Here is a 24,941-nt window from a genome sequence, read left to right on the forward strand (position 1 = left end):
CATTTAAAGGCAGGTAAAACTCTGTCAAGATGCGCTTTTTCGCTTTCTTAACGTTTCATTGAGAGACTTTTGACGCGGGCTGCTCGTACACTTCTCCTCACTGCACCAACCCCAAAGGCGCAGTCAACCTAAAAGTAACAAGGATTTTTGCCCGCGCAGCGCGGGCTTTTTTTTGCCCGCAATTTGCCCGCGACGCCCTCTTTTCAGCACCGTCTATACTGTTAACTCATCCAATCGCCTCTGGGAGGGCGCTATGACGACGGCAAAAGAGTACAGCGAGAATGTGCAGCGCGAAGTCAATATTGATGTCGATGCGCTGCTGGAGGCGATTCAGAAGAAATCGTCGGGCGAGATACAAGAGTATATGGAGGCCGAAAACGCCCATCGTGTCAAAGTGAATGGCAAGCCTTATGACTCTTACACCGACTTAGCGGAAGCCTTCGAACTCGACATTCGCGACTTCGCCATCAGTGAAGTGAACCGCTGAAATCGATTTCAAAAAAATACCCGGCGGGATGGCCGGGTAAAAATAAATCAGTAAATTCGTTACACCAGGGAATTCTTAACACCCGGTCAGATTACGCCTTAGTCCGATTAAGACAAGTCTTATCCCTGCATGTAAATCGAACAATTTTGTATAACCATTCATGCGAATCGCCCCACGCACCGCGTCACAGCTGGTTTCAGCTGTGCACGAAATGTGCATCGCGCATCCCGTCACGTCTGCTGTTTAAGAATTATCCTGGATGTCGCTGGCCGGGTCGCCGGAAAAAGTGTGATCGCGATTCCGCTATTATACTGATTACTCTTCGCTTTACGGATGCCACTGGCGTAAGGAGTGTGATGATGCTGAGTCTTAACTCTTCCCTGATGATCGTTACCGATCTTGATGGCTCATTACTGGATCATCATGACTACAACTGGGATGCGGCCAGTGAATGGCTGGCGCGTCTGAAACAACATCTGATTCCGCTGGTGATTTGTTCCAGCAAAACGGCGGCAGAGATTATTCCACTGCAAAAGAAGCTGGGCATTGTTGGCGCACCCTTTATTGCTGAAAACGGTGCGCGCGTGGTGCTGGGCGGTGAACAGACGCCGCCAACCGAAACCAGCGCCGGTTATCACGCGCTGTGCCAAACACTACACGCGTTGCAGGCACGGTTCCGCTTCAACGGTTTTCATGAATTTAGCGATGCCGAAGTGGCACGCTTCACCGGTTTAACGCTCACCGAAGCCAGCCAAAGCCGCCTGCGCGAAGCGTCGGAAGTGGTGCTATGGCGCGATGATGAACACCGTTTGCAGGAATTTCGTGAGGCGCTTGCCGAATACCATCTGGCGTTAACCCAGGGCGGACGCTTCTGGCATGTGATGCCCGCCGGCACCGGCAAAGGCATCGCGCTGGCGGAAATCCAGCAGCATCTTGCCGCGCAAGAAGGAGAATCGCGCACCACCATCGGCCTGGGCGATGGCCCCAACGATGTGCCGATGCTGGAGCGCGTTGATTATGCCGTGGTGATAAAAGGCTTCAGCAAAACGCCGGTAGAACTGCAACGCACCGATACCGAGAACGTTTACCACACCGCGCACGTCGGTCCGCAGGGCTGGCGTGAAGGTCTGGACTATTTTCTTGCGCCGAACGAGTAACGGCCTTTAACCAGAAGGATGAGACGATGAGTGATTTTTACCAGAATGGTGTCATTACTAATTTCCATAATCTCACCCACCGCAGCGTCGAATCGCTGGAAAAGGAGATGGTGCGCTTCTCACGCAAACGCAAAATGGGGCTGATTTTGCCGTCGCTGTTTTCGGAACTGGAAGGCCCGGCGCTGGATAACATTGTTAACGAACTGGCGAAAGTGCCCTATCTGGATGAGATCGTGATTGGCCTTGACCGCGCCGATCGCGACCAGTTTCTCTTTGCGCGCGAGTTCTTCTCCCGCCTGCCGCAGCGCCATCGCATCTTGTGGAATGACGGCCCGCGCCTGAAAGCGCTGGACGCCGAACTGGATAAAGAGGGTTTGTCACCGAGCCAACCCGGTAAAGGCCGCAATGTGTGGTTCTGTACCGGCTACACGTTGGCTTCCGATCGCACCCAATGCGTGGCGCTGCACGACTGCGATATCGTCACCTACGAACGCGGCATGCTGGCACGTTTACTCTATCCGCTGGCCAATCCATCATTTCAGTATGAGTTCTGCAAAGGCTTTTACGCGCGTGTGGCCGATGGCAAATTGAATGGCCGTGTTGGACGTTTGCTGGTGGGTCCGCTGCTGCGCTCCTTGCAGAAAGTCTACGGTCACTCGGAATATCTTGATTACCTCACCAGCTTCCGCTATCCGCTTTCTGGCGAGTTTGCCATGCGCACGCACGTGCTCAACGGCATCAAGATTCCCGGCGATTGGGGATTAGAGATTGGTGTGCTTTCGGAGATTTATCGTAACTACACCACGCGCCAGACGTGTCAGGTGGAGATTGCCGATAACTACGACCACAAACATCAGCCGCTGGCGGAAGATGATGGCACCGGCGGTTTGAAGCGCATGAGTAATGACATCGTACAGTCGCTATTGCGTAAGCTGGCGACCATGGGCGTGCCGCTCACCAGCGATTCGTTCCGCGTATTGAAGGCCACTTACTACCGCAATGCGCTGGATATGATGGAGATCTACAACCACGAAGCCACCATGAACGGCCTCAAGTTTGATCAGCACATTGAAGAAGCGGCGGTGGAAATGTTCACTCAGGCGATTCTCGATGCCGGACAAGCCTTTATTGAGCGTCCGAACGAGAAACCGTTTATTCCCAGCTGGAGCCGGGTGCAATCGGCTTTCCCGGATATTTTGCAGCGTATTTATCAGGCCGTCGAAGAGGATAACGACGGCAAGGTTTAATTGGCTGCACAGACGCGATTACGCCCACCCGTCTTCGCCAGATAGAGCCTGCTGTCCGCGCTGGCCTGCAGGCTCTCAGCCTCATAATCGCCCTGCTCTTCACTGCCGCTGACGCCCGCCGAAAGCGTAATGCCAAAGGTGGTGCTGGCGTTAACCAGAATGGTTTTCGCCTCCAGCCGCACGCGAATCCGCTCCGCCACCGCCTGCGCCTCTGCCAATGTAGTTTCTGGCAGCACAATGCAGAACTCTTCCCCGCCGACGCGTCCAGCGACATCGTATTTGCGTAGCGTGTGGCTGATCACGCTCGCCACGCGGATAATGGCCTGATCGCCGGCCTGATGTCCCCAGGTATCGTTGACCTTTTTGAAATGATCGATATCCAACTGAATTACCGCCAGCGGCGTTTGCTGCTGCTGGCCGCGCGCCGCCAGCGCATCAAATTGCTCGAAGAAGTCACTGCGATTGAGTAGGCGTGTCAAACCATCATAATTTGCCCGCCACACCAGTTTGGCCGACATATCATTCAGGCGCCGCACCAAACGGAAGATCACCTGATGCGCCGCCACCAGCAGCAAGACAAACACCAGCCACATGCCCACCATAAACAGCGCCACACGGCCTAACTCTTGAGAAAAGCCCTGCTTCAGACTTTGAACATTGACGATGTAGGCATCAACGTTCCTGAGTTTGCTCCAGGTAATAAACTGCGTCCCGAGCCGCGACACGCCAGCTGGACTCTGCAGAATTTGCTGCTCTAACAACGCCTTTTGTTCTGCGGTTAATGGCTGGTCGTTGGGTGCAGTCAATCGAGTAATTTCATGCAGTGAGCGATCCAGCAATACCATTTTGCCCTGCAATGAGCTGTTGCGCGCGGATGCAAGCAAAGCATGGATACGCGACTGAGTGAAATCCATCGACAGCACGCCGTACCAATAACCTTCGCTGATAATCGGCGTGCTGACCGTCATCATCAGCCCTTCATCAAATAAGCCCTGATAACCTTCGGTCCAGCGCAGGCGTGCATGCAGCGGATTGTGCGGATCCTGATCGCGGAAATAGGGGCGCTGGATCATGGTGGCGTAGCTCTCTTCCAGCTCCTGCGCGTTTTGCGGCGGACGCGAACTGATATAGAAACCGGCCCGCGAGATGTACCAGAAGCGGGAATGGAAATCCTGTTTGGTATCGCCAAACTGCAGGATAAAGCTGAACTCGAGCGCCGCACGCAGCTCATGATCGATATGGGTATCGTCACGCGATAACAGCGGGTCGCGCGTTAGCCAGCTATCGCCGACACCGTTAATCGGCATGCTGCGCGGGCTGGATAGCTGTAGCTGCCAGGGATTCTGCTGACGCAGCTGCTGGAAGCGCGCCACCGTTTCGCGCGCGTGATCGGAATCGAGCGGATGAGTCAGCGCGTAGTTGAGCATTTGCTGGTAATAGAGCAGCTCGTCCAGGCTCTCCTGGAACTGGCTGTCGAGGTTTTTCTGCACGTCGGATAACTGCGCGCGTTGACGCTGTTCGTAATTGTTTTTCAGCTCAAAGGCTTCATGCACGGTGAGAAAAGCGGAGAAGAGAAAGACCGCCAGAAAGCAGAGATGGACCGGTATAAATGGACTTTTCCAACGCGATAATTGAGGTGAGTTTGGCATGTGCATCCCTGCTTCGAAAAGAGGCGAATGCGCAAAGTGTAGTCAGTTTGGAAAAAAATTTATAGGCAGGGATCAAAGGTAAATCATTGAGCTACAACTCCATTCGGGACGGTAAAAACCGTCCCGAATGGATTCAACTGGCCAGCTGTTGCGCGCTCGATAAGTGACTGAGTTCGTCACTGTGGAACGCCTCACGTCGCACGCTGTAACCATCATACCAACGACACTCTACCATTCCGCTGGCATAGCCGGTGACCACCATGGTGGGTCCGCCCTGTTTGTGCTGAACTTCGTCACTGATTGCAAAGATCATACCGCACCTCCCTCTTTCATCGTTAAATGACCGAGTTTAGGTATAGCAGCTGTGACCGATTTTTTCCTATACGATAAATCTATTACTTCTACTAAATCAGAATAAGCAGTTAAAAACTCTGTAAATAAAAAAAGCCGACAAGATTTATTGTCGGCTTTGATAGCACTTCCCGAACAGGAAAATTAGATTTTGCAGCCTTCGCAGTCCGCTTCGTCGCTGATATCAGCAGGGACTTCGTTGGCTTTCTCTGCCGCTTTGGCTTCAGCCTGTTCCAGCTGTGCATCGATATCAAATTCAAACATATCGTCGTTCATCATCGTTCTCCTGACCGTGATTAGAAATTTACAGCGCTTTATAACTGCTAGCCGCGCAGCTTAGCAATCAGATTTACGCCTAACAGCACGATCGACCCAATGATAAAGCCGATCACCAGATTGGCGCCGTTGCTCAGCAGCGCCGAGACCAAACCGTTGAATCCGGCGCTGTATTCGCTGATGGCGTGATGTAACGGCGTAATGCCGTGCACCACAATGCCGCCACCGACCAAAAACATCGCGAGGGTACCGACCAACGTTAAGGCTTTCATTAACCAGGGCGCAAAGGCCAGTAACACGCCGCCAATCGCCTGCGCGACGGTAGAGGATTTCTCTTTAAGCCAGAATCCCAAATCATCGATTTTGACAATCATCGCCACGATGCCGTACACGCCGATGGTCACCAGAATAGCGACGCCCGCCAGAATCAGTACCTGATTCAGCAGCGGCGCCTCTGAAACGATGCCCAGCGTGATGGCGACAATTTCTGCCGAGAGGATAAAGTCGGTGCGCACCGCGCCTTTGACTTTATCTTTTTCGAACGCACGCGGATCCTGCTGCGCCAGCTTATCGAGACGCTGTTGACGCGCTTCCGGACTCTGCTCAGCCTTATCGTGATTCAGGCTGTGCAGCACTTTCTCCACGCCCTCGTAGCAGAGATACGCGCCGCCAATCATCAACAGCGGCGTAATCAACCAGGGCGCAAAAGCCGAGATCAATAACGCTAGCGGCACCAAAATTAATTTATTGAGAAAGGAGCCTTTTGCCACGCTCCATACAACCGGCAATTCACGGTTGGCTTTGACACCGCTAACCTGCTGCGCATTCAGCGACAGATCGTCACCCAATACGCCTGCGGTCTTCTTTGCCGCAACTTTGCCCATTACCGAGATATCGTCGAGCAGTGTTGCAATATCATCCAGAAGTGTAAGTAAACTGGTTCCTGCCAAAGTGGTATTCCTTATTATTCCGGTTCGTGATCCTGACAACAGGGGCAACGCTCAATCGCCGTCACTGACATATCGGCGATGCCCGCACAGTCCCATTCAACGCGTAATGGCCCCGTCAGATCTCCGGCGTGCAAATACTTGCTCACCGGACTTTCCGTCATGCCGCTGATCTCTTCGGTGGCGACCAGCCGATCGCCAAGATAAATGCGCGCCGTGGCTTGGGTTGTCACCATCCGCTCATCGCGGAGTTGATACAGGCGCTTAACGGTAAGTTTGATGCTGCTCATGGCTCATTCCGCGTCCCAGAGAAAAGGGAGATCTAAACTGTTATGGCGGCTAAAAGCAACAATCTCGCACTATTCAACGCGATAGTGATGCAAGCCCTGATGGTCGATTTCGCTGCTGTCGGTTGCCGCCAGCAGCCACTCTTCTAAACGTTCAATCAGCGCGCTGTCCTCCAGCTGCAGTTTGCCGCGCAGCGCGCACTCCCAAACAATCAGTACTTTCCAGCCTCCTTCGCGCAGTTGCTCGACGTAACGCCGGTCGCGCTCAACGTTACTGTTAATTTTGCCACTCCAGAATTCGGTACGCGTGGCGGGCATCTTAAATAAGTAGCAGTGATGGCGATGCCAGAAGCAGCCGTGAACAAAGATGATCGCTTTCTCGGCGGGCAGGACAAAATCCGGGCGGCCCGGTAGCGCTTTATCCTGCACGCGATAGGTGAAGCCGCGATCTTTAAGAATCAACGCAATACGCTGTTCAATCGCGGTATCCTGATTGCGAATGGCGCGCATGTTTTTGCTGCGAATGGCTTGCGAGTGAACGTCTGCCATAGCGTCTCCTTGTATTAGCGCTTCTTCAACTTTAGCGGCTTAGGCCAAAAGCGAAAGCACACCGCACGCCAATTTCCTCGTTGCGTGATGAGTGTTAGCATAGCCGCTTCACTGTTAAGGAAAAACGCATGCTCGCTATCGACCCCGTCTCGCCCTCCCCGTTTACCGCCAATCAGGATGACGCGACGTCGCTGTTACTGCAGGTGCTCGATATCTATGCCGCACGCGATGTGGTTATCACCTTAACTGACGCCGGTGGCCGCGACTGGAGCGTGCCGCGTTTGAATCGTATTCGCGCCGGTAAAAGTGCCGCGCCGGCGCTCTCCAGCCGCGAAGTCGCCAGCCTGCAGGCCTTGCTGCCACAGCGTCCGGCGCATTATGACGACGCCAAATTCCAGTTTGTCGATCTGTTTGCCGGTATCGGCGGCATTCGCCGTGGCTTCGAGCAGATTGGCGGTCAGTGCGTGTTCACCAGCGAATGGAATAAAGAAGCGGTGCGCACCTATAAAGCCAACCTGTATAGCGATCCGCAGTTGCACCACTTCAACAGTGATATTCGTCTGGTAACGCAGCCTGCGGGCATCAGCGATGAGCAGGAAATTTATCAGCATATCGATCGCACCATTCCCGATCATCAGGTGCTGCTGGCCGGTTTTCCTTGCCAGCCCTTCTCGCTGGCGGGCGTGAGCAAAAAGAATGCGCTGGGTCGCGCGCACGGTTTTGAGTGTGAAGCGCAAGGTACGCTGTTCTTCGATGTGGCACGCATTCTCGCCGCTAAAAAGCCGCCGTTCTTCGTGCTGGAGAACGTGAAAAACCTCAAGAGCCACGACAAAGGCCGCACCTTCGCCATCATCATGGCCACGCTGGATGAACTCGGTTATGACGTGGCGGATGCCAACGACAGCGGTTTGCCGGATGCCAAGGTTATCGATGCGCGCCATTTTCTGCCGCAGCATCGCGAGCGCATTGTGCTGGTGGGCATTCGTCGCGACAGCGGTCTCAGCAGGGGTTTCTCGTTGCGCGCCCTGCCCGCGCTCTATCCGCAAAACGTGCCGTCACTTCACAGCCTGCTGGAAACCCAGCCGGAAGCGAAATACACGCTGTCGCCGACCTTGTGGAATTATCTCTATCAATACGCGAAAAAGCACAAAGCCAAAGGCAACGGCTTCGGCTTTGGCCTTAACGATCCGCGTAATCTGAACATTTGTGTGCGTACCTTATCGGCGCGCTATTACAAAGATGGTTCGGAAATCCTCATCGATCGCGGCTGGGATCATGCGCAAGGCGAAAGCGATTTCCAGCAGGCTGAGAATATGGCGCGCCGTCCGCGTCGTTTAACCCCGCGCGAATGCGCCCGCTTGATGGGTTTTGAAGCGCCGGGAGAAGCCAAACTGCGCATTCCGGTGTCCGATACGCAAGCCTACAAGCAGTTCGGCAACTCGGTGGTGGTACCGGTATTTGCTGCGGTGGCGCAACTGTTATTACCGTTGATTGAACAGTACGCCGCGCAAAAGGCGTAGCTATTCAGGACCACAATTTTATTTAGGGCCGCGCTTTATGCTGTTTTCCGCCTAATCGCGCCCGCTGTCACCAAACTGTCACGCGTGCTGCCAATACTCCTGTTTTATTTTTTGGAGGCGTGTGATGTCACTCCTGTCCGTTATCTCTCTGCCGCTGAGGCTGCGCGCGCGGTTATCCCTGAAAATTCCGTTGTGGCTCACCAGTTTGCGTAGCCAGTTTTTGCTGTTCATTGTGCTGTTCTGCGCGCTGCAGTTTGCCGGTGTGCTGCTGCTGAATACCCACGTGAATCAGACGCAAACTTCACTGCAGCAGGCCAATCAACTGCGCGAACGTCTGGCCCTGCTGGATAAAGCGCGCATTGAACTGCTCACCGCCAGCGATAACAGCCATCGCGCCGGCATCTATCTGATGCAGGATCAGCAAAGTGGCTCGGTGGATAGCTGGAAAAGTCTGGCTGCGGCGGCCGATGACTCGTTGAAAAATGCACAGCAACAGTTCGCCGCCTATCACGCCAATGCAGATAGCCCGCTGGCGCAAGGTTTCGCCATGCTGGCGGAAGGATTGCAGGAGCAGCTGAAAGGATTAGCGGCCAACGACATCAACGCCTTTTTTATGGTGCCGATGCAGGCGTTTCAGCAGCAGTTTAATGATGCCTGGTTCAGTGAAATCGAGCAGGCTAATCATCAGCTCAGCAGCGTGAATCAGAACACGCTCAGCACCTTGAAGCTGAGCCGCAATATGTCGCTGATTGTCAGCGCAGTGCTGATGGCGCTGTTAGTGCTGGCCTCCAGCTTGCTGATGCGCGGCGTGCTGTTGCCGTTGCGTCGCGCTAACGCGCAGCTGGAACAGATCGCCACCGGTGATCTGGTCGATGCGCAAAACCATCCGCGTCGCCAGTCGCTGGAAACACGCCAGCTGTTCCAGTCGATTGATACCATGCGGCGCGGCTTGCAACAGATTGTGCGCGACATCAACACGGTGGCAGTCAGCGTCGCCGCCGGTGCCGAGGATATGCAGCAGCACAACGAAAAAGTGATGCAGCAACACCAGAAGCAAAATGCCAGCTTCCATCACTTGTCGCAGCGCTTAGATCGCGTCTCAGAAGAGGTGGAGATCGGTGCGCAGTTCTCACAGCAGGCGACGCAGGAAGCACAATCAGCCGATGCGTTAATGCGTAACTGCGCGGTAGAGGTCGATAAGATGGAAACCCAGATGCAGCAGATTGTCACCGCATCCGATGATATCGCCGGGATTGTGGGCATGCTGGATGACTTGTCGATGCAGACGCGGTTGTTATCGCTGAATGCCGCCATTGAGTCGGCACATGCGGGCGCTTACGGCCGCAGCTTCTCGGTGGTCGCCAAAGAGATGGGGTTGCTCTCGCAGCAAAGCGGGGCTTCCACGCGCCAGATCGATGGCTTGATTCAGCATACGCAGCAGCATGTGCATGATGGCTTCGATAAGGTGAAAGCGCTGGAAGTGCTGTTCGCGCAGATCAGCGCTGCGGTGTCTGGCGTGGTAACGCAGCTGAACGAGCTGCAGCAAAACAGTGCCGCGCAGAGCCATCGGGTGAAAAAGATTGCGCTGGAAGTGGTGGAGATGAGCGGACAGCTGCAGCAAAACGAAGCGCTGAACGCCCATCAGGTGCAATCGGCGGTGCAATTGCGCGAGTTATCTGACCGCCTGGCGCAGCGTGCGCAGCAGTTCCGTATTTAATCTGCAGACATAAAAAAACCCGTCAATGACGGGTTTTTTCGCTTATTTCTTCTTCTTACTTTTCTTCAGCAGCGCACGAATCTGCTTCAATTCCGCAGCGGAGAGCTGATCTTCCACCGCTTCCTGGGTGTCCAGGCTATCAATGGCCGGTTGCGCACCCGCATCTAAACTGGCCTGCAAGCGATTAACGATCTCCTGACTCATGGAGATTTGGTTATCTGCGGCTAACTGTTTGATGTGCTCTTTCAGTGCCGGGTCAATTTTAATGGTTAAGTTAACGGTCTCGGTCATTTTCATACTCCCTTTTGATTTACAACAACGTAGCGGAAGCAGATGAAAGTTAACAGACTGTCATAAAAATTTAATATTACGAGTGTATAGGGCTGAAATCCCTTAACACCGATTCATCAACCGACGTCAGATTGCCCTGCAATTCGGCGCAAAGTTTGCCCATGTAGTGCACAAGAAAATCGGCGTTGTGTTCCGCCAGCAGGCGCCCGGCTTCGGTTTGCATGGTTTGCGGTAAACCCAGCAGCTTTTTCTGGAAGTGATCCAACGTCCACTTCACGTCATCCAGTTCACGCTCTTTTCCTAACGGATCTTCGCTATCGAACAGCGGACGACCTAGCGCGCCAGCCGTGTAGAAAACCCGCGCCAGGCCGATAGCACCTAATGATTCGAGACGATCGGCGTCCTGCACAATTTTCGCTTCCAGCGTTTGTGGCGCGATACGCGCACTAAAGCTGTGAGCCTGCACCGCGTGCGCGACGGCATCCAGCAGTTCAAATGGGAAGTCCGGGAAATCCTGCTGCAGAATGCGGCGCGTCTCTTCCGCCGCATAAGTTGAGGCTAAATGACGTTCAGGATGGTTTTTCGGCAGGTTAACCACATCGTGAAAGTAGCAGGCGGTCATAACGATCATAGGATCGGCGTCGCTGTGCTGCATGATGCGCTTGGCACTCATCCAGACGCGGCGCAGGTGCGCGATATCGTGGGCTTTGTCGTCATGCAGCCAATTGAGCTGCAGCCAGTTCTCGTAGCGTTGTTGCCAGTGAGTAAGTGACATCGTGCTTCTCCTGTTATTGCTGTTATCTAAGTTCCTGCGGACATCATAGCGGCCTGGTCATGACACTTTTTTTACATCCTTCCAGGATGTGCAAAGCGTAAAAATGAGATCCCGATCTTGTTATAGCGCTGTTAACGTCACTTGCACAGCAGCCATTACGATTTCGGCATTTCCTTAGCGGGTTTTAGTTAAATAACTCTGTTCAACAGGCTTAATATATTCGCGTCATCAACAAATTTCGCTTTAGCGCTAAATTCCAGTTATATGTGCTGATATATGCGGCTTCTTAAGGGCAGATCAACACGGCATTATCTGAAAAGGTTCCCATTCTGGGCTTTATAACGTACTGTATCTGGAAAAATTCTGGCTTCGGATCCCTTGCGAAGTCCTTTTCAGCACACATTTTGCTTATGAACCATTTTTAAAATCTAAAATTGCCAGATTAGCCTGATACTAAGGCGACAAATTATTAAGCAAACTGATTCAAACCCATTATGCTAGCTCTCACATCTACGGATGTTGGGGGATTCTTCGCAGTTTCCGGGTTTGTGACACAATAAGAGGTATGCAATGAAAGAACGGCCGATTCTTTTTTCCGAACAGCGGGTGCGCGCCCTGCTGGTTGGCCAGCAAACGCAGACCCGGCGCATTATGAAAACTCAAGCTTTCGGTCCGGGTCAGGATCACCATGAAGGCGTACACGCGTTTGACGTCAGTGCCAATCACCTGCACGGCTATAAATTGATGTCGATGACCGATGTCAGTTCGCACTGCCCGTTTGGTCAGGCGGGCGATGGTTTGTGGGTGCGTGAAACCTGGCGTGGCCCGATTGTGCCGGAAAACTTACTGGCAGATTACGAACGTGATCCCCTGCCATTCCGAAATGCGGCGTATTGCCAATACCGCGCAGACAGCAATGAACTGGGACAGCTGGATGAGAATTTGCAGAATGCCGAGCAGTTTGGCTGGCAGACCGCAATTCATATGCCGCGCTGGGCTAGCCGCATCGATCTGCAAATTACCTCGGTACGTGCCGAGAAGATTCAGGACATCAGTGAAGATGACATCATGGCAGAAGGCGTGCAGACCGATTCGCACTTCCTGAATAACTTCTTCACCATGAATATGAATTCTGAATCGCCGAAAGAAGCCTACCGCAAAGCGTGGCAGAAACAGTACGGCGCCACCAGCTGGGAAGTGAACCCGTGGGTTTGGGTGATCGCGTTTCAGCGGGTTGAACGCTAAAGATAAACGCTGCGAAGCATGCAAACGTAAGGTCGTCATTCATGACGACCTTTTTTATTTCCTCACCATGACTTTCCCGCTTTGCCACGCCAATCACAGACAAATCCTCGACTAACTGGTTGAATAGCCGGCTTTGATTACGCGCTGGTAATTCCTCCTTTGCCGCGCCAGGATACTGTTTTCGTCTGAAGAGTGAGTGACGCAATGTTCAAATGGCCGTGGCATGCGCAAATAGAGACTTCAGTACTGGCGCTTCCCTGGCAACAGGCGCTGGCGCAGCCCATCTTTTCACTGCTCGATCCTGATGAAAAAACCGCACTGGTTACGCTGGCACAACGCTTCCTCCAGCAGAAAAAAATCTCGCCGCTGCAAGGCCTGCAGCTCGATGAACTGTTGCTGACACGTCTGGCGCTGCTGTTTTGTTTGCCTGTATTGAAGCTTGGACTCGAATGGCTCGATGGCTTCCATGAAGTGCTGATCTATCCCGAGCCGTTCAACGTCGACGATCGCTGGGAAGATGATAACGGTCTGGTGCACCACGCGCCGGCGGTGCACGCCGGACAAAGCTGGACGCAAGGTCCGGTGGTGTTAAACGCATTGGATATTCAGGATTCACTCGATCTTTCCGGTTTTAACCTGGTGATCCACGAAGTGGCGCATAAACTCGATGCGCGCGGCAGCGGTTATACCAGCGGCATTCCGGTGATGGCGTTACGTGATGTCGCCAGCTGGGAGAAAGATTTGCAGCAGGCGATGGCAGAAATTGAAGCTGAAGTTGAATTAGTCGGTGAACAGGCGGCAACCATCGATCCCTACGCCGCCAGCGATGCAGCAGAGTGTTTCGCGGTGCTGTCAGAGTATTTCTTCAGCGCACCGGATTTACTGGCTAACCGCTTCCCGGTGATGTATCGCCATCTGCAGCAATTCTATCGTCAGGATCCACTGGCGCGATTGGCGATGCTAACAGCAGAACCTGCTTAAATCGCGATCGCTTTGTACTAATGCTAGCCAGTTGAATACAAATGTGTTTTAAGCTGTTGACACCTGCAAGGGGCGCCATTAATATTCGCCTCGTTCACACGATTCCTCTGTAGTTCAGTCGGTAGAACGGCGGACTGTTAATCCGTATGTCACTGGTTCGAGTCCAGTCAGAGGAGCCATATATAGAGAAGCCCGCTTAGGAAACTAAGCGGGCTTTTTGCTTTTACGGATTGCAGGCATAAAAAAAACCCGCTGGCCTATGAGCGAGTTCTTTATTCATCAGCGCACAGCTCGTTCCAGTAGCTGTAGCGGATCACATGGTGCAGGCGCCTATCTCTCATAGTAGCGATACACCGATGGATGGAACTCAACGCCGTACAGTTGGCTGATGGGAATCAGCAGGTCGATATGATTGCTGAGATCGAATTCGCCCTCTTCTGCGGGTCCAGTCTCGCCATTGATCAGTTGGTTAAACCACTGCTGCAAGAGGTGTTTCATTGTCAGCTGCTCCACAAATGATTGAGGCTGACAGTAAACCGCATGCGCCCCTATAACCAAAACGATTAGTTGTGCGCTTCTTTGCCAAATAATGCATATATGTCGGTGCGCATAAATGCGCACCTTACGAAAACTCTGGCAAACAGCTGTAGGGTCGCCATTTATGGCGACCAGGCCAATGCGTTATCCCCGACTCTTCGCCATCATCTTGCGATAATTGTTCAGCCATTTGCCGCTGTTGAGTCGCCACCAGAAGAATACGCCGCGTACCGTCCAGTCGAGGAACATACCGAGCCACACGCCAATCACGCCCATGCCCAGCACAATCCCAAGGAAATAACCGGCCACCACGCGTGCGCCCCACATACTGAACATCGACACATACATGGTGTAACGCGCATCGCGCGCGCCCTTCAGGCTGGCGGGCAGCACCCATGACGCGGTCCAGATCGGCATAAAGGCGGCATTAAGCCAAATCAAATGCTTGGTGACTGAGATGACTTCCGGATCGCGGCTGTAAAACTGCGCGAGTGTTCCGGCGAGCGGCACGGTAATCAACGCCAGCGAACATAATCCAATCATCGCCAGCCAGAATACGTGTTTGATTTGCCGTTCCGCCTGCATCACCTGATTCAGCCCCAGCCTGCGCCCGGTAATAATGGTCGATGCCGATCCCAACGCGTTACCCGGCAGGTTAATCAGCGAAGCAATTGAGAAGGCGATAAAGTTACCGGCGATCTCATTGGTGCCCATGCCAGCGACAAAAATTTGCGTCAGCAATTTGCCGCCATTAAACAGCACCGATTCAATACTGGCGGGCACGCCAATGCCCAACACTTCCATCAAAATATTGCGATCCCAGCGCCGGAAATAGCTGGCGATGGAGATTTTCAGTGCGGGCGTAATACCGCGATACAGCACGTAAATCGCCGCTGCCGCACCGATATAGCGTGAGATGGTTAAGCCCAATCCGGCACCGACAAAGCCCAGCCCTTCCCAACCCATGCAGCCGTAAATCAGCACGCTACTGATCACGATGTTGAGAATGTTCATGCCGCCGTTGATCAGCATCGGGATTTTGGTATTACCCGCACCACGCAGCGCGCCGCTACCAATCAGCGCAATCGCCGCCGCAGGATAGCTCCACGCTGAGGTTTGCAGATAGCTCAGCGCCAGCTCTTTCACTTTGGGATCGGCGCTGCCGGCAATCACATCAATGATCAGATGCCCCCAAAACTCGATAGCGATCACCAGTACAAACGCCAGCGCGGTCATCAATCCCAGCGACTGTCGCGTGGCGGCTCGCGCACGTTTACCGTTGCGTTTTGCCAGGCTGAACGCCACCACCACCGTGGTACCAAGATCGATAGCGGCAAAGAAGGAGATGATCACCATATTGAAGCTGTCGGCCAGACCAACGCCCGCCATCGCTTCTTTACCCAGCCAGCTCACCAGGAAGGTACTGAGGACGCCCATCAGCATCACGCAAAGGTTTTCGATAAAAATGGGCACGGCTAATGGGGTGATTTCTCGCCAGAACAACGTACGGTAAGAGCGGCGCTTGGGATACCACGCCGTGTTTCTGACCGCCCGCATCACTGCTACGCCAGGATTTTGCAAGGGATTACCAAATCACTTTGGAGAGGAAGAAGAGTAATAATGATGATAGGCCACTGAGAATTATGCAAAGTGTTTCCCATCACCATTTAATCATTATTACAAACTTTTTGTCGCCACCACCGCAGGATCGGCTGCGCCACCCAAATAGGCGCTGCGCACTTCATCATTGTTGAGCAGCTCGGCACCGCTACCGCTCAGGCGAATCTCGCCGTTCACCATCACATAACCGCGATCCGCCAGCTGCAATGCATGGCGGGCATTCTGCTCCACCAGAAACAGCGTCATGCCTTGCTGAGTCAACTCGCGCAGGATGCCAAAGATCTGCTTCACCACGATCGGCGCGAGGCCCAGGCTGGGTTCGTCGAGCAGCAACAACTTGGGTCGACTCATCAGCGCGCGGGCAATCGCCAGCATCTGCTGCTCACCACCGGAGAGCGTCATAGCGCGCTGCTTGCGCCGCTCCAGCAGGCGCGGAAACAGCTGATACATACGCTCTTTATCCTCTTTGACAAACCGTTCGCCGATGGCAATGGTGCCCATCAGCAGGTTCTCTTCCACCGTCATATCAGGAAAGATGCGCCGCCCTTCCGGTGCCTGGGCAATGCCGCTGGCGGCGATGAAGTGCGTGGAACGCTGGCTGATTGCGTCACCGCGCAAACGAATCTCGCCGCTGGCAATGCGCGGCTGACCAAAGATCGACATCAGCAGCGTGGATTTTCCCGCACCGTTAGCGCCAATCAGCGCCACGGTTTCGCCCTGATTCACCGTCAGCGATACCTGCTTTAGCGCCTGCAAAGGACCGTAAAACACATCGACCTGCTCAAAAGCCAGCATCGGTTCAGCCATGATCGCTCTCCTCTTCCGCGCCGAGATAGGCGGCAATCACTTTGGGATCATGACGAATCTGCTGCGGCGTGCCCTGAGCAATCACATCGCCATGATCGAGCACCACGATGTGATCGGAAATGCGCATCACCATCGGCATATCGTGTTCAATCAGCAACACGCTGATGCGATGATCGGCGCGCAGGCGATGCAGAATCTCGCTCAGCGCCTCAGTTTCCACCGGATTCAGCCCAGCCGCCGGTTCATCCAGACAAATCAGCTCCGGGCGCGTACACATGGCGCGCGCGATCTCCAGCCGCCGTTGCTGACCGTAAGAGAGCGTACCGGCCAGGCGGTTGGCGCTGGCGACTAAATCGACGTTTTCCAGCCAGTAGAAAGCGCGATCCAGCGCACGATTTTCTGCTTCACGGTAGCCACGCGTGTTCAGCACGCCCGCCAGCAGCTGACGATTGACCTGCATATGCTGTGCCACCAGCAGATTCTCAATCACCGACATCTCGCGGAACAGCCGAATATTTTGGAAAGTACGCGCCAGCCCGGCGCGGTTCACCAGATGCGCGCCGCCAAACATCTTGTACCAGAGCCGCGAGCCGAGCCGGGTGGGATTGATCCAGTCGCCCGCATGGATTTTCTGCCCCAGCACCTGAATCACATCGGTGCTGCGCTGGTTGGCGTTGAGCACAATGCGACCGCCGGTGGCGCGATAGAAGCCGGTCAGACAGTTAAACACCGTGGTTTTACCCGCGCCGTTGGGACCGATTAATGAGGTCACTGAACCGCGCTCCACCGCCAGGCTGACATCATTCAGCGCTTTGATGCCGCCGAAGCGCATCATCAGGTTGTTTACTTGCAGAATGGCATCACTCATGGCGCACTCCTTTTCGCAGCGGCACGCCGACGCGCGCGGTGCGCACCAGCCCGCGCGGCCGCCAGATCATCATCAGCACCATCAACATGCCGAACAGCAGCACGCGGTATTCGGCAAAGCTGCGCAGCAGTTCCGGCGCTACCGTCAACACAAACGCCGCCAGCACCACGCCAAGCGTCGATCCCATGCCGCCGAGCACCACGATAGCGAGAATCAGCGCCGACTCAAAAAAGGTGAACGAGGTAGGATTGACGAAGCCCTGATAGCTGGCGAAAAACACCCCAGCAATCCCCGCCGTTGACGCGCCCAACATAAAGGCCGAAAGCTTAACCAGCACATGATTGAGCCCCATTGCGCGGCAGGCAATCTCATCTTCACGCAGCGCTTCCCAGGCACGACCAATCGGCATGCGCGTCAGGCGATGCTTGATCCACAGCACCAGTAACACCACCAGAACCAGCACCACATAGATAAAGATAAACTTCATATTGGGGTTGTAAGTGACATGCAGAAACTCGTGATACGGCACGCCACCATCGCGCGCGCGACGGGCAAACTCAAGGCCAAAGAAGGTGGGCGACGGTACGGAAACCCCGTTCGGACCGCCAGTAAAGGCCACCCAATTGGTCAGCACCAGGCGAATAATTTCACCAAAGCCGAGCGTAACAATCGCCAGATAATCACCGTGCATACGCAGTACCGGGAACCCAAGCAGCGCACCGGCAAAAGCCGCCAGTAGCGCCGCCAGCGGCAGCATGCTCCAGAAACCCAATCCGAGATATTGATAGCCAAGCGCCAGGCCGTACGCACCGATGGCATAAAAGGCGACGTAACCGAGATCGAGTAATCCAGCGAGGCCAACCACAATGTTCAAACCCAGCCCGAGCAGCACATATATCAGGCCGAGAATCGCTACCGTCAGTAGGTATTTGCTGGAGAGGAACGGAAAGGCCAGCGCCACGATCAGCAGCAGCGGCAATATCCAGCGCAAACGCGAACGATAGCCGGGCTCGCGCACATAAACACCGTCATCGCTGCTGGCAAACTTACGCATGATGCGCTGACCAAAAGGCGCGTGCAGAAACACGCTAAACAGCAAGCGCCCCGCCATCACCACCGCCACCAGCAGCGCCACGCGCTGTGGCGACAGTTTGAAGCTGTAACCGTCGAGCACCACGCCAACAATCGGACCAAACACCACCAGCGCCACCAATCCCGCCAGCAGCGTGTCGAGCAGCGCCTGGCGCAGAGGACTTTGCGTCATTGCATTCATCGGGGCTTCCTCACACTTTAGCGACCAGCGGCCGTCCCAGCAGTCCTTGCGGGCGGAAGATCAAAATCACCACCAGCAGCGAAAACGAGAACACATCTTTGTAGTCAGAATTCACCATGCCGGCGAACTGCGCCTCCGCTACGCCCAGCAATAATCCTCCGAGCATCGCGCCCGGTAGCGAACCGATGCCGCCGAGCACTGCCGCAGTAAAGGCTTTGATGCCAATGATAAATCCGGCGTAAAAATCAAAGGTGCCGTAATTCATGGTCACCAGCACGCCAGCCAATCCGGCCATCGCCGCACCAATCACGAACACCAGCGAGATAACGCGATCGGTATTGATACCGAGAATCGAAGCCATACGCCGATCCTGCTGCACCGCGCGGCAAATACGCCCGAGTTTGGTGTACTGGATAATCCAGGTCAGCAGCGCCATACCGCAAAATGCGGCGATCAGGATGAAGATTTTGGTCCAGGTGATCTGCACCACGCCGCCATCAAACTCCATGCGCAACACGCCGGTGAGCAGCGTGGGAATGCCCTGTTGATTCGGCCCCTGACTAAGCTGCACGTAGTTCTGCAAAATCAGCGACATGCCGATCGCCGAAATCAACGGTGCGAGGCGCGTCGAGTTACGCAGCGGCCGATAAGCGATACGCTCAATCGCCCAGCCGTAAGCCGAAGTGACAATAATGGTGAAGATTAAGGTGCCGAAAATCAGTAGCGGGAAGGAGTGAATGCCGAAAAAGCTGAGTAGCGATAAGCCAATGGCACACAGATAGGCGGAGATCATATACACCTCGCCGTGGGCGAAGTTGATCATGCCGATGATGCCGTAAACCATGGTGTAGCCGATGGCGATCAGGCCATACACTGCGCCCAGCGTTAAACCGTTGATCAGCTGCTGTAAGAAGAAGGCGTCCATAATGTCGTCTCGTACTCAATGGGAGCGCACACCTCGCGCTCAATCGCGAATGGCCCCGCAGCGCGCGGGGCCGCGTGGCACATTACAGCTGGTGATACTTGCCTTTGTCGTCCCATTGGTACACGACGTAATCCGACACTTTGAGATCGCCTTTACTGTCCCAGGCTTTTTTGCCCATCACGGTATCAACGCTGTTGGCTTTCAGCCAGTCGCTGGCCTTGGCGTTGTCTTTACCTGCCGCTTTGTAAGCAGCCGCCAGCGTTTGCACGGAGGCGTAGGCATACAAGGTGTAACCTTCTGGCTCAAATCCGCTGGCACGGAATTTCTCGATCACCGCTTTGCCATCGGCGATGGTGCGCGGATCGTTGCCGAAGGTCATGTAGACGCCTTTGGTGTATTGCGGGCCGCCTGCTGCCGTTACCATCTCTTCAGTCACGATGCAGTCGCCAGAGAAGAAGGCGGCATTAACGCCCTGCTCACGCATCTGGCGCACCAGCGGACCGGCCTCCGGATGACAGCCACCGAAATAGACCACGTCCGGTTTCAGCGCGCCGATCTTAGTTACCAGCGCATTGAAATCTTTCTCACCGCGCGACAACCCTTCATACAGCACTTCTTTCACACCACGCTTTTCAAGCGAGGCTTTGGTGGCATCCGCCAAACCCTGGCCGTAAGTGTCTTTGTCATGAATAATGACCACGTTCTTGGCTTTGAGCTTATCGATGATGTAATCCGCGGCGATGGCGCCCTGCTGGTCATCACGACCACACATGCGGAACATGGTTTTCATGCCGCGTTCGGTAATTTTCGGGTTGGTTGATCCGGGGGTGATCGCCAGCACGCCGGCCTCATCATAGACTTCCGAGGCGGGCATGGTGGATGAGGAGCAGAAGTGGCCGACTACCGCCATCACCTTGTCTTGATCGACCAGTCGGTTAGCGACAGATACCGCCTGTTTCGGTTCACAAGCATCATCGCCCTGCACCAGTACGATTTTCTCGCCGTTGATGCCGCCCGCCGCGTTGATATCCTCCGCAGCCTGACTCGCGCCTTTCCAGTATTGCGCGCCGTACGTTGCATTAGGCCCAGAGAACGGACCGGCCACACCAATTTTAATATCTGCCTGAGCGTAAAAAGCCACGCTTAAACAACCTGCAATCGCCACCTTCATTGGGTGTTTTATGAATTTCAAAGACATGCTTTCAATCCTCAACGGGTCAGGAACGGAGCCATACCACGGCATGGGAGAAATCAATTTCTGAAACTTTGGCAAAACAGCGTGCGGCCCACAAACCCGTAGGGTCGCCATTCATGGCGACCTCTTTTCAGTAAAGACATCGATTCATTAAGGCCACGGTTGAAAACTAAGCAATAAGCTCGCCAATACCGCGAAGGTGGACGATTTATTACTCGGGCATCGCTCCAGAACAGGAGACACGCGATGTAACATCCCTGCTGATCATAAACATAGCTGTGGTTACGCCACGCACCAGCACCGTGATGGTGCAGAATGCGGTCGATCACAGATTCTTCATCGTCGCGCTGGGTTTATCCGCTATGCTCTGGTGAAAACGGTCCACGTTTCCTGAAGGAGAACCCATGAATACACAACGGAACGGATTGAGCAGCCAGCAAGCGCTGGACGAATTAGAACGCCTGTACGATGCAGCCGTTGACGCGCTGCGCAACGCCATCCGCGATTTCACCACTAGCGGGCAGTTGCCGGATGAAGCCGCTCGTCAGCAAGGGCTGTTTGTCTATCCGCAGCTGCGTATCACCTGGCTTGGCGAAGGCCCGCAGAAAAATCGTACCCGCGCATGGGGACGTTTTACCCATACCGGCAGCTACAGCACCACCATCACGCGCCCGGCGCTACTGCGTCATTATCTCAGCGAGCAGCTGCAGATGCTGGAGAAAGAATACGACGTGCTGATTGAGGTCGCGCCATCCCAGCAGGAAATTCCTTATCCTTATGTGATTGACGGCTTATCACTGGATCGCTCAATGAGCGCCAGCATCGCACGCCATTTCCCGACCACCGAACTGTCGCAAATCGGTGATGAAACCGCCGACGGCCTGTTCCACGCCAATGCGATTTTCCCGCTGTCGCACTTTGACGCGCTGCGCACCGATTTCTCACTGGCTCGCCTGCGCCACTACACCGGCACCGGCGTAGAGCACTTTCAGCCGTTTGTGCTGTTCACCAACTACACGCGCTACGTTGATGAGTTCGTGCGCTGGGCAATTGAGCAAGTACAGGATCCCAACACGCCTTACGACAGCCTGGCCTGCGCCGGTGAAGTGGTGATCACTGCCGATACTCAAGACCCCACGGCGATGATGTCCGATCTGGCGTGGAAGAAGCACCAAATGCCCGCCTGGCACCTGACATCACCGAATCGTCGCGGCATTACGCTGGTGAACATCGGCGTTGGCCCGTCCAATGCCAAAACCATCTGCGACCATCTGGCGGTGATTCGTCCGCACGCCTGGCTGATGATTGGCCACTGCGGCGGTCTGCGCGAAAGCCAGACCATCGGCGACTATGTACTGGCGCATGCCTACCTGCGCGACGACCACGTACTGGATAGCGTACTGCCGCCAGATATCCCAATCCCCAGCATCGCCGAAGTGCAGCGCGCACTGTATGACGCCACCAAAGCGGTGAGCGGCATGCCCGGTGAAGAAGTTAAACAGCGCCTGCGCACCGGCACCGTGGTCACCACCGATGACCGTAACTGGGAGCTGCGCTACTCCGCTTCTGCGCTGCGCTTCAACCTGAGCCGCGCCGTTGCGGTTGATATGGAGAGCGCCACCATCGCCGCACAGGGTTACCGCTTCCGTGTACCCTACGGCACCTTGCTGTGCGTATCGGATAAACCGCTGCATGGCGAGATCAAGCTACCGGGCCAGGCAAACCGCTTTTATGAAGGCGCAATCTCCGAGCACCTGCAGATTGGCATCTGCGCGGTAGAACTGCTGCGAGCTGAAGGGGATAAGCTACATTCAAGGAAGCTGAGAACCTTTAACGAGCCACCGTTCAGGTAATGATGATGGCGTTCCGGCCCTTAAAGGGCCGGAACATTGCAGTAAAACGCGTTATGACATTTTCAAAACGATATTCTGCACAAACCACGCCAGCACCAGAAGGCCGGTCGGGATCATGATTTTCCAGGTTATACTGTTATTGAAGGCAGATATTTTATCCTCCAACTGATTGAATCGTTGATCAACTCTTTCAAACTTCTCGTCAATCCTCTCGAATTTTTCATCTATTTTTTCGAACTTTTTATCGATTTTGTCGAATTTTTGGTCGAACTTCTCTTCCATCCGCTCAAACTTTTTATCGATACGTTGTTCCAGCGCCCCCAGCTCGCCCATGATCTCCACACGCATTACGCCCTGCTCGGCTCTGACCTTTTCGATATCCGCTTTGGTGGCAAAATGTTCTGAACGCGCCGTGAGCACCGCAACATCTGTCTGAATCTGCTGCGTGGTTTTTTCCAGCTGTTCAACCCGTTTGGTTAATTGTTCCATTTGATGATCTCCTTTGTTTCCAACGTCAAAAATAAGCGGTGGGAACACACGAGTTGTATTGCTAATGGGGTAATCCATCACCGAATCCTCTTCCATCGCGTTGCTCAATCTTTCCACCACACCGTTAGTGAAACAGATTTGCGCAGCGTTAACATTCCACGATCCCGCCATTCGCAGCACATTTTTTGCGGGCAGGTTTAAACAACACGCCCAGCCTGGGCCGTTTTGAGATTGAAGGAAAGTGAGCATCAAAAAGGATTGCGAGGTGACACGCAGAAAATAAACGAAGGGATGCAACAGCAGACACGGAAGCCCGAGCGGGCTTCCGTTAAGCAAGATTTACGCGCTCAGCCAGCCCAGTTTGATGACAAACAGAATCGACAGAATGATCAGCGCCGGGTTGACCTCTTTGGTGCGGCCGCTCAGCAGTTTCACCACTGTCCAGGTGATGAATCCGAAGGCAATACCGTTGGCGATTGAGTAGGTTAGCGGCATGGTTAGTGCAGTCACGGTAACCGGCGCGGCGGTGGTGATGTCTTTCCAGTCAATATCAGCCAGACCAGATGCCATCAATACCGCAACAAACAGCAGCGCTGGCGCGGTGGCATAAACCGGTACACTGCCCGCCAGCGGCGAGAAGAACAGGCTTAGCAGGAACAGAATCGCCACCACAATTGCCGTCAAACCGGTACGGCCACCGGCGCTGACACCCGCAGCAGATTCCACATAGCTGGTGGTGGTTGACGTACCGAGCAGCGAACCGAACAGCGCGGCAGCGCTATCTGCGATCAACGCACGGCCCATTTTCGGCACGTTGCCTTGCTCATCCGCCAGTCCAGCACGCTTGGTCACACCCAACAAGGTGCCCGTGTTATCGAACACGTCCACGAACAGGAAGGCGAAGATTACGCTGACCAGGCCAACGTTAAAGGCCCCAGCGATATCCAGCTGCATAAAGGTTGGCGCGATTGAAGGCGGAGCAGAGAACACGCCGCCAAATGGCGTCAGGCCAATGCCCATGGAGATGAAAGTCACCACCAAAATGCCGATCAGCACCGCGCCGGTAACGCGACGCGCTTCCAGCACCACAATGATGAAGAAGCCGAGCAGCGCCAGCAGCGGGCCCGGTTTGGTCAGGTCGCCCAAGCCAACCAGCGTAGCTGGGTTATCCACCACGATACCCGCGCCTTCCAGCGCGATGATTGCCAGGAACAGGCCGATACCGGCACCAATACCGGCACGCAGCGGCAGCGGAATGCTGTTAATAATCCACTCACGAATCTTGAAAAGCGACATGGCAAAGAAGATCACCGCCGACAAGAACACCGCGCCCAGTGCGACTTGCCACGTGTAACCCATATGCAGAACCACGGTATAGGTAAAGAAGGCGTTGAGGCCCATGCCCGGTGCGAGTGCAATCGGATAGTTAGCGATCAGGCCCATTAACACACAGCCAATCGCCGCTGCCAGACAGGTCGCCACGAAGACCGCACCTTTATCCATGCCGGTTGCACCGAGAATGCTCGGGTTAACAAACAGGATGTAAGCCATTGCCAGGAAGGTGGTGATCCCCGCAATAATTTCTGTGCGAACCGTTGTGTTGTGCGCTTTTAGTTTGAAGAGTTTTTCTAACATCATCATCTCTCATGAGCGGAGTCGGCACGAATGCGCGCGCTCCTTGCCAATGTGGTTTACAGACTTATTGTTGTATTGGACGCAAGGCGTTTAACCTTCCCCTGTCCACATAGCAATAGCTATGCCATCACCCTACGCAATCGATTACGTTTCCGAATAATGCTTCGCTTAGGATAATTCCGAACCAGAATGAGGCGCGATTATGGTGCATTGCACCAGCGCTGCGCAATCGTTTTCCTTCGTTGCGATTGTTTGGCAAA

The 24,941-nt window shown here is 54.4% G+C and carries 25 protein-coding genes and 1 tRNA gene; 9 read left to right on the plus strand and 17 right to left on the minus strand.

What is annotated here, in order from left to right; genetic code table 11:
• The first annotated feature begins 253 nt into the window (after positions 1-253).
• The 3 genes from BM323_RS05890 to BM323_RS05900 all read left to right on the plus strand — a co-directional run bounded on the left by BM323_RS05890 (position 254) and on the right by BM323_RS05900 (position 2,891).
• Positions 254-487, plus strand: coding sequence for a DUF2525 domain-containing protein (locus tag BM323_RS05890; RefSeq protein WP_008105419.1), 234 nt, complete (start codon positions 254-256; stop codon positions 485-487).
• A 359-nt stretch (positions 488-846) separates the two neighbouring features.
• The gene (locus BM323_RS05895; RefSeq protein ID WP_008105422.1) at positions 847-1,644 is read left to right on the plus strand and encodes a mannosyl-3-phosphoglycerate phosphatase-related protein; all 798 of its coding nucleotides are present in this window, start codon (positions 847-849) and stop codon (positions 1,642-1,644) included.
• A 26-nt stretch (positions 1,645-1,670) separates the two neighbouring features.
• Complete coding sequence (locus tag BM323_RS05900) at positions 1,671-2,891, plus strand: glycosyltransferase family protein (protein ID WP_008105424.1); 1,221 nt, start codon at positions 1,671-1,673, stop codon at positions 2,889-2,891.
• On the opposite strand, the gene dgcQ is transcribed toward BM323_RS05900, so the two are convergent.
• The 6 genes from dgcQ to BM323_RS05925 form a co-directional block, all read right to left on the minus strand.
• Positions 2,888-4,540 (minus strand): cellulose biosynthesis regulator diguanylate cyclase DgcQ, encoded by a 1,653-nt coding sequence (gene dgcQ / locus BM323_RS05905; protein WP_091003270.1) that lies wholly within the window; start codon positions 4,538-4,540, stop codon positions 2,888-2,890. The two genes, BM323_RS05900 and dgcQ, sit on opposite strands and share 4 nt — an antisense overlap.
• A 133-nt stretch (positions 4,541-4,673) precedes the next feature.
• The gene (locus BM323_RS05910; protein ID WP_008105429.1) at positions 4,674-4,853 is read right to left on the minus strand and encodes a YodC family protein; all 180 of its coding nucleotides are present in this window, start codon (positions 4,851-4,853) and stop codon (positions 4,674-4,676) included.
• Positions 4,854-5,035: 182 nt separating this feature from the next.
• Entirely contained in the window at positions 5,036-5,170 is a 135-nt protein-coding gene (locus BM323_RS24680; protein ID WP_255253243.1) for a hypothetical protein, read from the minus strand.
• A 44-nt stretch (positions 5,171-5,214) separates the two neighbouring features.
• Entirely contained in the window at positions 5,215-6,117 is a 903-nt protein-coding gene (locus BM323_RS05915; RefSeq protein WP_008105432.1) for a DUF808 domain-containing protein, read from the minus strand.
• Between the two features lie 14 nt (positions 6,118-6,131).
• Positions 6,132-6,404: a hypothetical protein gene (locus tag BM323_RS05920; protein WP_008105433.1), complete on the minus strand. Its 273-nt coding sequence runs from the start codon at positions 6,402-6,404 to the stop codon at positions 6,132-6,134.
• 69 nt (positions 6,405-6,473) lie between these two features.
• The gene (locus BM323_RS05925) at positions 6,474-6,950 is read right to left on the minus strand and encodes a very short patch repair endonuclease (protein ID WP_008105435.1); all 477 of its coding nucleotides are present in this window, start codon (positions 6,948-6,950) and stop codon (positions 6,474-6,476) included.
• A 128-nt stretch (positions 6,951-7,078) separates the two neighbouring features.
• Between BM323_RS05925 and dcm the strand changes: the two genes are divergently transcribed.
• Positions 7,079-8,470 (plus strand): DNA (cytosine-5-)-methyltransferase, encoded by a 1,392-nt coding sequence (dcm, locus tag BM323_RS05930; protein WP_008105437.1) that lies wholly within the window; start codon positions 7,079-7,081, stop codon positions 8,468-8,470.
• A 124-nt stretch (positions 8,471-8,594) separates the two neighbouring features.
• Complete coding sequence (locus BM323_RS05935; RefSeq protein ID WP_008105440.1) at positions 8,595-10,187, plus strand: methyl-accepting chemotaxis protein; 1,593 nt, start codon at positions 8,595-8,597, stop codon at positions 10,185-10,187.
• A 42-nt stretch (positions 10,188-10,229) separates the two neighbouring features.
• Here BM323_RS05935 and BM323_RS05940 read toward each other — a convergent pair whose 3' ends face one another.
• Both BM323_RS05940 and BM323_RS05945 read right to left on the minus strand, forming a co-directional pair.
• Positions 10,230-10,478, minus strand: coding sequence for a hypothetical protein (locus BM323_RS05940; protein ID WP_008105442.1), 249 nt, complete (start codon positions 10,476-10,478; stop codon positions 10,230-10,232).
• 76 nt (positions 10,479-10,554) lie between these two features.
• Positions 10,555-11,253 carry a phosphohydrolase gene (locus tag BM323_RS05945; RefSeq protein ID WP_008105444.1) on the minus strand — a complete coding sequence of 233 codons (699 nt, stop codon included), beginning with the start codon at positions 11,251-11,253 and terminating at the stop codon, positions 10,555-10,557.
• A gap of 570 nt (positions 11,254-11,823) precedes the next feature.
• On the opposite strand from BM323_RS05945, the gene BM323_RS05950 reads away from it, so the two are divergent.
• From BM323_RS05950 to BM323_RS05960, 3 genes are all read left to right on the plus strand, one after another.
• On the plus strand, positions 11,824-12,498 hold the full coding sequence (locus tag BM323_RS05950; RefSeq protein ID WP_008105447.1) for an ASCH domain-containing protein: 675 nt from the start codon (positions 11,824-11,826) through the stop codon (positions 12,496-12,498).
• A 204-nt stretch (positions 12,499-12,702) separates the two neighbouring features.
• On the plus strand, positions 12,703-13,479 hold the full coding sequence (gene mtfA, locus BM323_RS05955) for a DgsA anti-repressor MtfA (protein ID WP_008105449.1): 777 nt from the start codon (positions 12,703-12,705) through the stop codon (positions 13,477-13,479).
• Positions 13,480-13,582: 103 nt separating this feature from the next.
• Positions 13,583-13,658 (plus strand) — tRNA-Asn (locus BM323_RS05960).
• A gap of 151 nt (positions 13,659-13,809) precedes the next feature.
• Here BM323_RS05960 and BM323_RS24465 read toward each other — a convergent pair.
• The 7 genes from BM323_RS24465 to BM323_RS05990 form a co-directional block, all read right to left on the minus strand.
• Positions 13,810-13,977 (minus strand): hypothetical protein, encoded by a 168-nt coding sequence (locus BM323_RS24465; RefSeq protein ID WP_008105452.1) that lies wholly within the window; start codon positions 13,975-13,977, stop codon positions 13,810-13,812.
• 183 nt (positions 13,978-14,160) lie between these two features.
• Positions 14,161-15,573 carry an EmmdR/YeeO family multidrug/toxin efflux MATE transporter gene (locus BM323_RS05965; protein ID WP_008105454.1) on the minus strand — a complete coding sequence of 471 codons (1,413 nt, stop codon included), beginning with the start codon at positions 15,571-15,573 and terminating at the stop codon, positions 14,161-14,163.
• 120 nt (positions 15,574-15,693) lie between these two features.
• On the minus strand, positions 15,694-16,443 hold the full coding sequence (locus BM323_RS05970) for an ABC transporter ATP-binding protein (protein WP_008105456.1): 750 nt from the start codon (positions 16,441-16,443) through the stop codon (positions 15,694-15,696).
• Entirely contained in the window at positions 16,436-17,311 is an 876-nt protein-coding gene (locus tag BM323_RS05975) for an ABC transporter ATP-binding protein (protein ID WP_008105458.1), read from the minus strand. The genes BM323_RS05970 and BM323_RS05975 overlap by 8 nt, the downstream gene beginning before the upstream one ends.
• Positions 17,304-18,584 (minus strand): high-affinity branched-chain amino acid ABC transporter permease LivM, encoded by a 1,281-nt coding sequence (livM, locus tag BM323_RS05980; protein ID WP_008105460.1) that lies wholly within the window; start codon positions 18,582-18,584, stop codon positions 17,304-17,306. The genes BM323_RS05975 and livM overlap by 8 nt, the downstream gene beginning before the upstream one ends.
• Positions 18,585-18,594: 10 nt before the next feature.
• Positions 18,595-19,509: an ABC transporter permease subunit gene (locus tag BM323_RS05985; protein WP_008105462.1), complete on the minus strand. Its 915-nt coding sequence runs from the start codon at positions 19,507-19,509 to the stop codon at positions 18,595-18,597.
• Positions 19,510-19,591: 82 nt separating this feature from the next.
• Complete coding sequence (locus BM323_RS05990; protein ID WP_008105464.1) at positions 19,592-20,707, minus strand: branched-chain amino acid ABC transporter substrate-binding protein; 1,116 nt, start codon at positions 20,705-20,707, stop codon at positions 19,592-19,594.
• A gap of 401 nt (positions 20,708-21,108) precedes the next feature.
• On the opposite strand from BM323_RS05990, the gene BM323_RS05995 reads away from it, so the two are divergent.
• Complete coding sequence (locus tag BM323_RS05995; RefSeq protein WP_008105468.1) at positions 21,109-22,557, plus strand: AMP nucleosidase; 1,449 nt, start codon at positions 21,109-21,111, stop codon at positions 22,555-22,557.
• A gap of 51 nt (positions 22,558-22,608) precedes the next feature.
• Here BM323_RS05995 and BM323_RS06000 read toward each other — a convergent pair whose 3' ends face one another.
• Together BM323_RS06000 and BM323_RS06005 are read right to left on the minus strand one after the other, a co-directional pair.
• Complete coding sequence (locus tag BM323_RS06000) at positions 22,609-23,382, minus strand: hypothetical protein (protein WP_238541717.1); 774 nt, start codon at positions 23,380-23,382, stop codon at positions 22,609-22,611.
• A gap of 3 nt (positions 23,383-23,385) precedes the next feature.
• Positions 23,386-24,684: an NCS2 family permease gene (locus BM323_RS06005; RefSeq protein WP_008105472.1), complete on the minus strand. Its 1,299-nt coding sequence runs from the start codon at positions 24,682-24,684 to the stop codon at positions 23,386-23,388.
• Positions 24,685-24,941 lie beyond the last annotated feature (257 nt).

It is taken from the genome of Pantoea sp. YR525 (genome assembly GCF_900116775.1).
GTDB classification, from domain to species: domain Bacteria; phylum Pseudomonadota; class Gammaproteobacteria; order Enterobacterales; family Enterobacteriaceae; genus Pantoea; species Pantoea symbiotica.

Excerpts from the sequence above, each read along its gene's own strand:
- BM323_RS05890 (WP_008105419.1), top strand. The coding sequence starts at position 254 with ATGACGACGGCAAAAGAGTACAGCGAGAATGTGCAGCGCGAAGTCAAT.
- BM323_RS05895 (WP_008105422.1), top strand. The coding sequence starts at position 847 with ATGCTGAGTCTTAACTCTTCCCTGATGATCGTTACCGATCTTGATGGC.
- BM323_RS05900 (WP_008105424.1), top strand. The coding sequence starts at position 1,671 with ATGAGTGATTTTTACCAGAATGGTGTCATTACTAATTTCCATAATCTC.
- dgcQ (WP_091003270.1), bottom strand. The coding sequence starts at position 4,540 with ATGCCAAACTCACCTCAATTATCGCGTTGGAAAAGTCCATTTATACCG.
- BM323_RS05910 (WP_008105429.1), bottom strand. The coding sequence starts at position 4,853 with ATGATCTTTGCAATCAGTGACGAAGTTCAGCACAAACAGGGCGGACCC.
- BM323_RS24680 (WP_255253243.1), bottom strand. The coding sequence starts at position 5,170 with ATGATGAACGACGATATGTTTGAATTTGATATCGATGCACAGCTGGAA.
- BM323_RS05920 (WP_008105433.1), bottom strand. The coding sequence starts at position 6,404 with ATGAGCAGCATCAAACTTACCGTTAAGCGCCTGTATCAACTCCGCGAT.
- BM323_RS05925 (WP_008105435.1), bottom strand. The coding sequence starts at position 6,950 with ATGGCAGACGTTCACTCGCAAGCCATTCGCAGCAAAAACATGCGCGCC.
- dcm (WP_008105437.1), top strand. The coding sequence starts at position 7,079 with ATGCTCGCTATCGACCCCGTCTCGCCCTCCCCGTTTACCGCCAATCAG.
- BM323_RS05935 (WP_008105440.1), top strand. The coding sequence starts at position 8,595 with ATGTCACTCCTGTCCGTTATCTCTCTGCCGCTGAGGCTGCGCGCGCGG.
- BM323_RS05940 (WP_008105442.1), bottom strand. The coding sequence starts at position 10,478 with ATGACCGAGACCGTTAACTTAACCATTAAAATTGACCCGGCACTGAAA.
- BM323_RS05945 (WP_008105444.1), bottom strand. The coding sequence starts at position 11,253 with ATGTCACTTACTCACTGGCAACAACGCTACGAGAACTGGCTGCAGCTC.
- BM323_RS05950 (WP_008105447.1), top strand. The coding sequence starts at position 11,824 with ATGAAAGAACGGCCGATTCTTTTTTCCGAACAGCGGGTGCGCGCCCTG.
- mtfA (WP_008105449.1), top strand. The coding sequence starts at position 12,703 with ATGTTCAAATGGCCGTGGCATGCGCAAATAGAGACTTCAGTACTGGCG.
- BM323_RS24465 (WP_008105452.1), bottom strand. The coding sequence starts at position 13,977 with ATGAAACACCTCTTGCAGCAGTGGTTTAACCAACTGATCAATGGCGAG.
- BM323_RS05965 (WP_008105454.1), bottom strand. The coding sequence starts at position 15,573 with ATGCGGGCGGTCAGAAACACGGCGTGGTATCCCAAGCGCCGCTCTTAC.
- BM323_RS05970 (WP_008105456.1), bottom strand. The coding sequence starts at position 16,443 with ATGGCTGAACCGATGCTGGCTTTTGAGCAGGTCGATGTGTTTTACGGT.
- BM323_RS05975 (WP_008105458.1), bottom strand. The coding sequence starts at position 17,311 with ATGAGTGATGCCATTCTGCAAGTAAACAACCTGATGATGCGCTTCGGC.
- livM (WP_008105460.1), bottom strand. The coding sequence starts at position 18,584 with ATGAATGCAATGACGCAAAGTCCTCTGCGCCAGGCGCTGCTCGACACG.
- BM323_RS05985 (WP_008105462.1), bottom strand. The coding sequence starts at position 19,509 with ATGGACGCCTTCTTCTTACAGCAGCTGATCAACGGTTTAACGCTGGGC.
- BM323_RS05990 (WP_008105464.1), bottom strand. The coding sequence starts at position 20,707 with ATGTCTTTGAAATTCATAAAACACCCAATGAAGGTGGCGATTGCAGGT.
- BM323_RS05995 (WP_008105468.1), top strand. The coding sequence starts at position 21,109 with ATGAATACACAACGGAACGGATTGAGCAGCCAGCAAGCGCTGGACGAA.
- BM323_RS06005 (WP_008105472.1), bottom strand. The coding sequence starts at position 24,684 with ATGATGTTAGAAAAACTCTTCAAACTAAAAGCGCACAACACAACGGTT.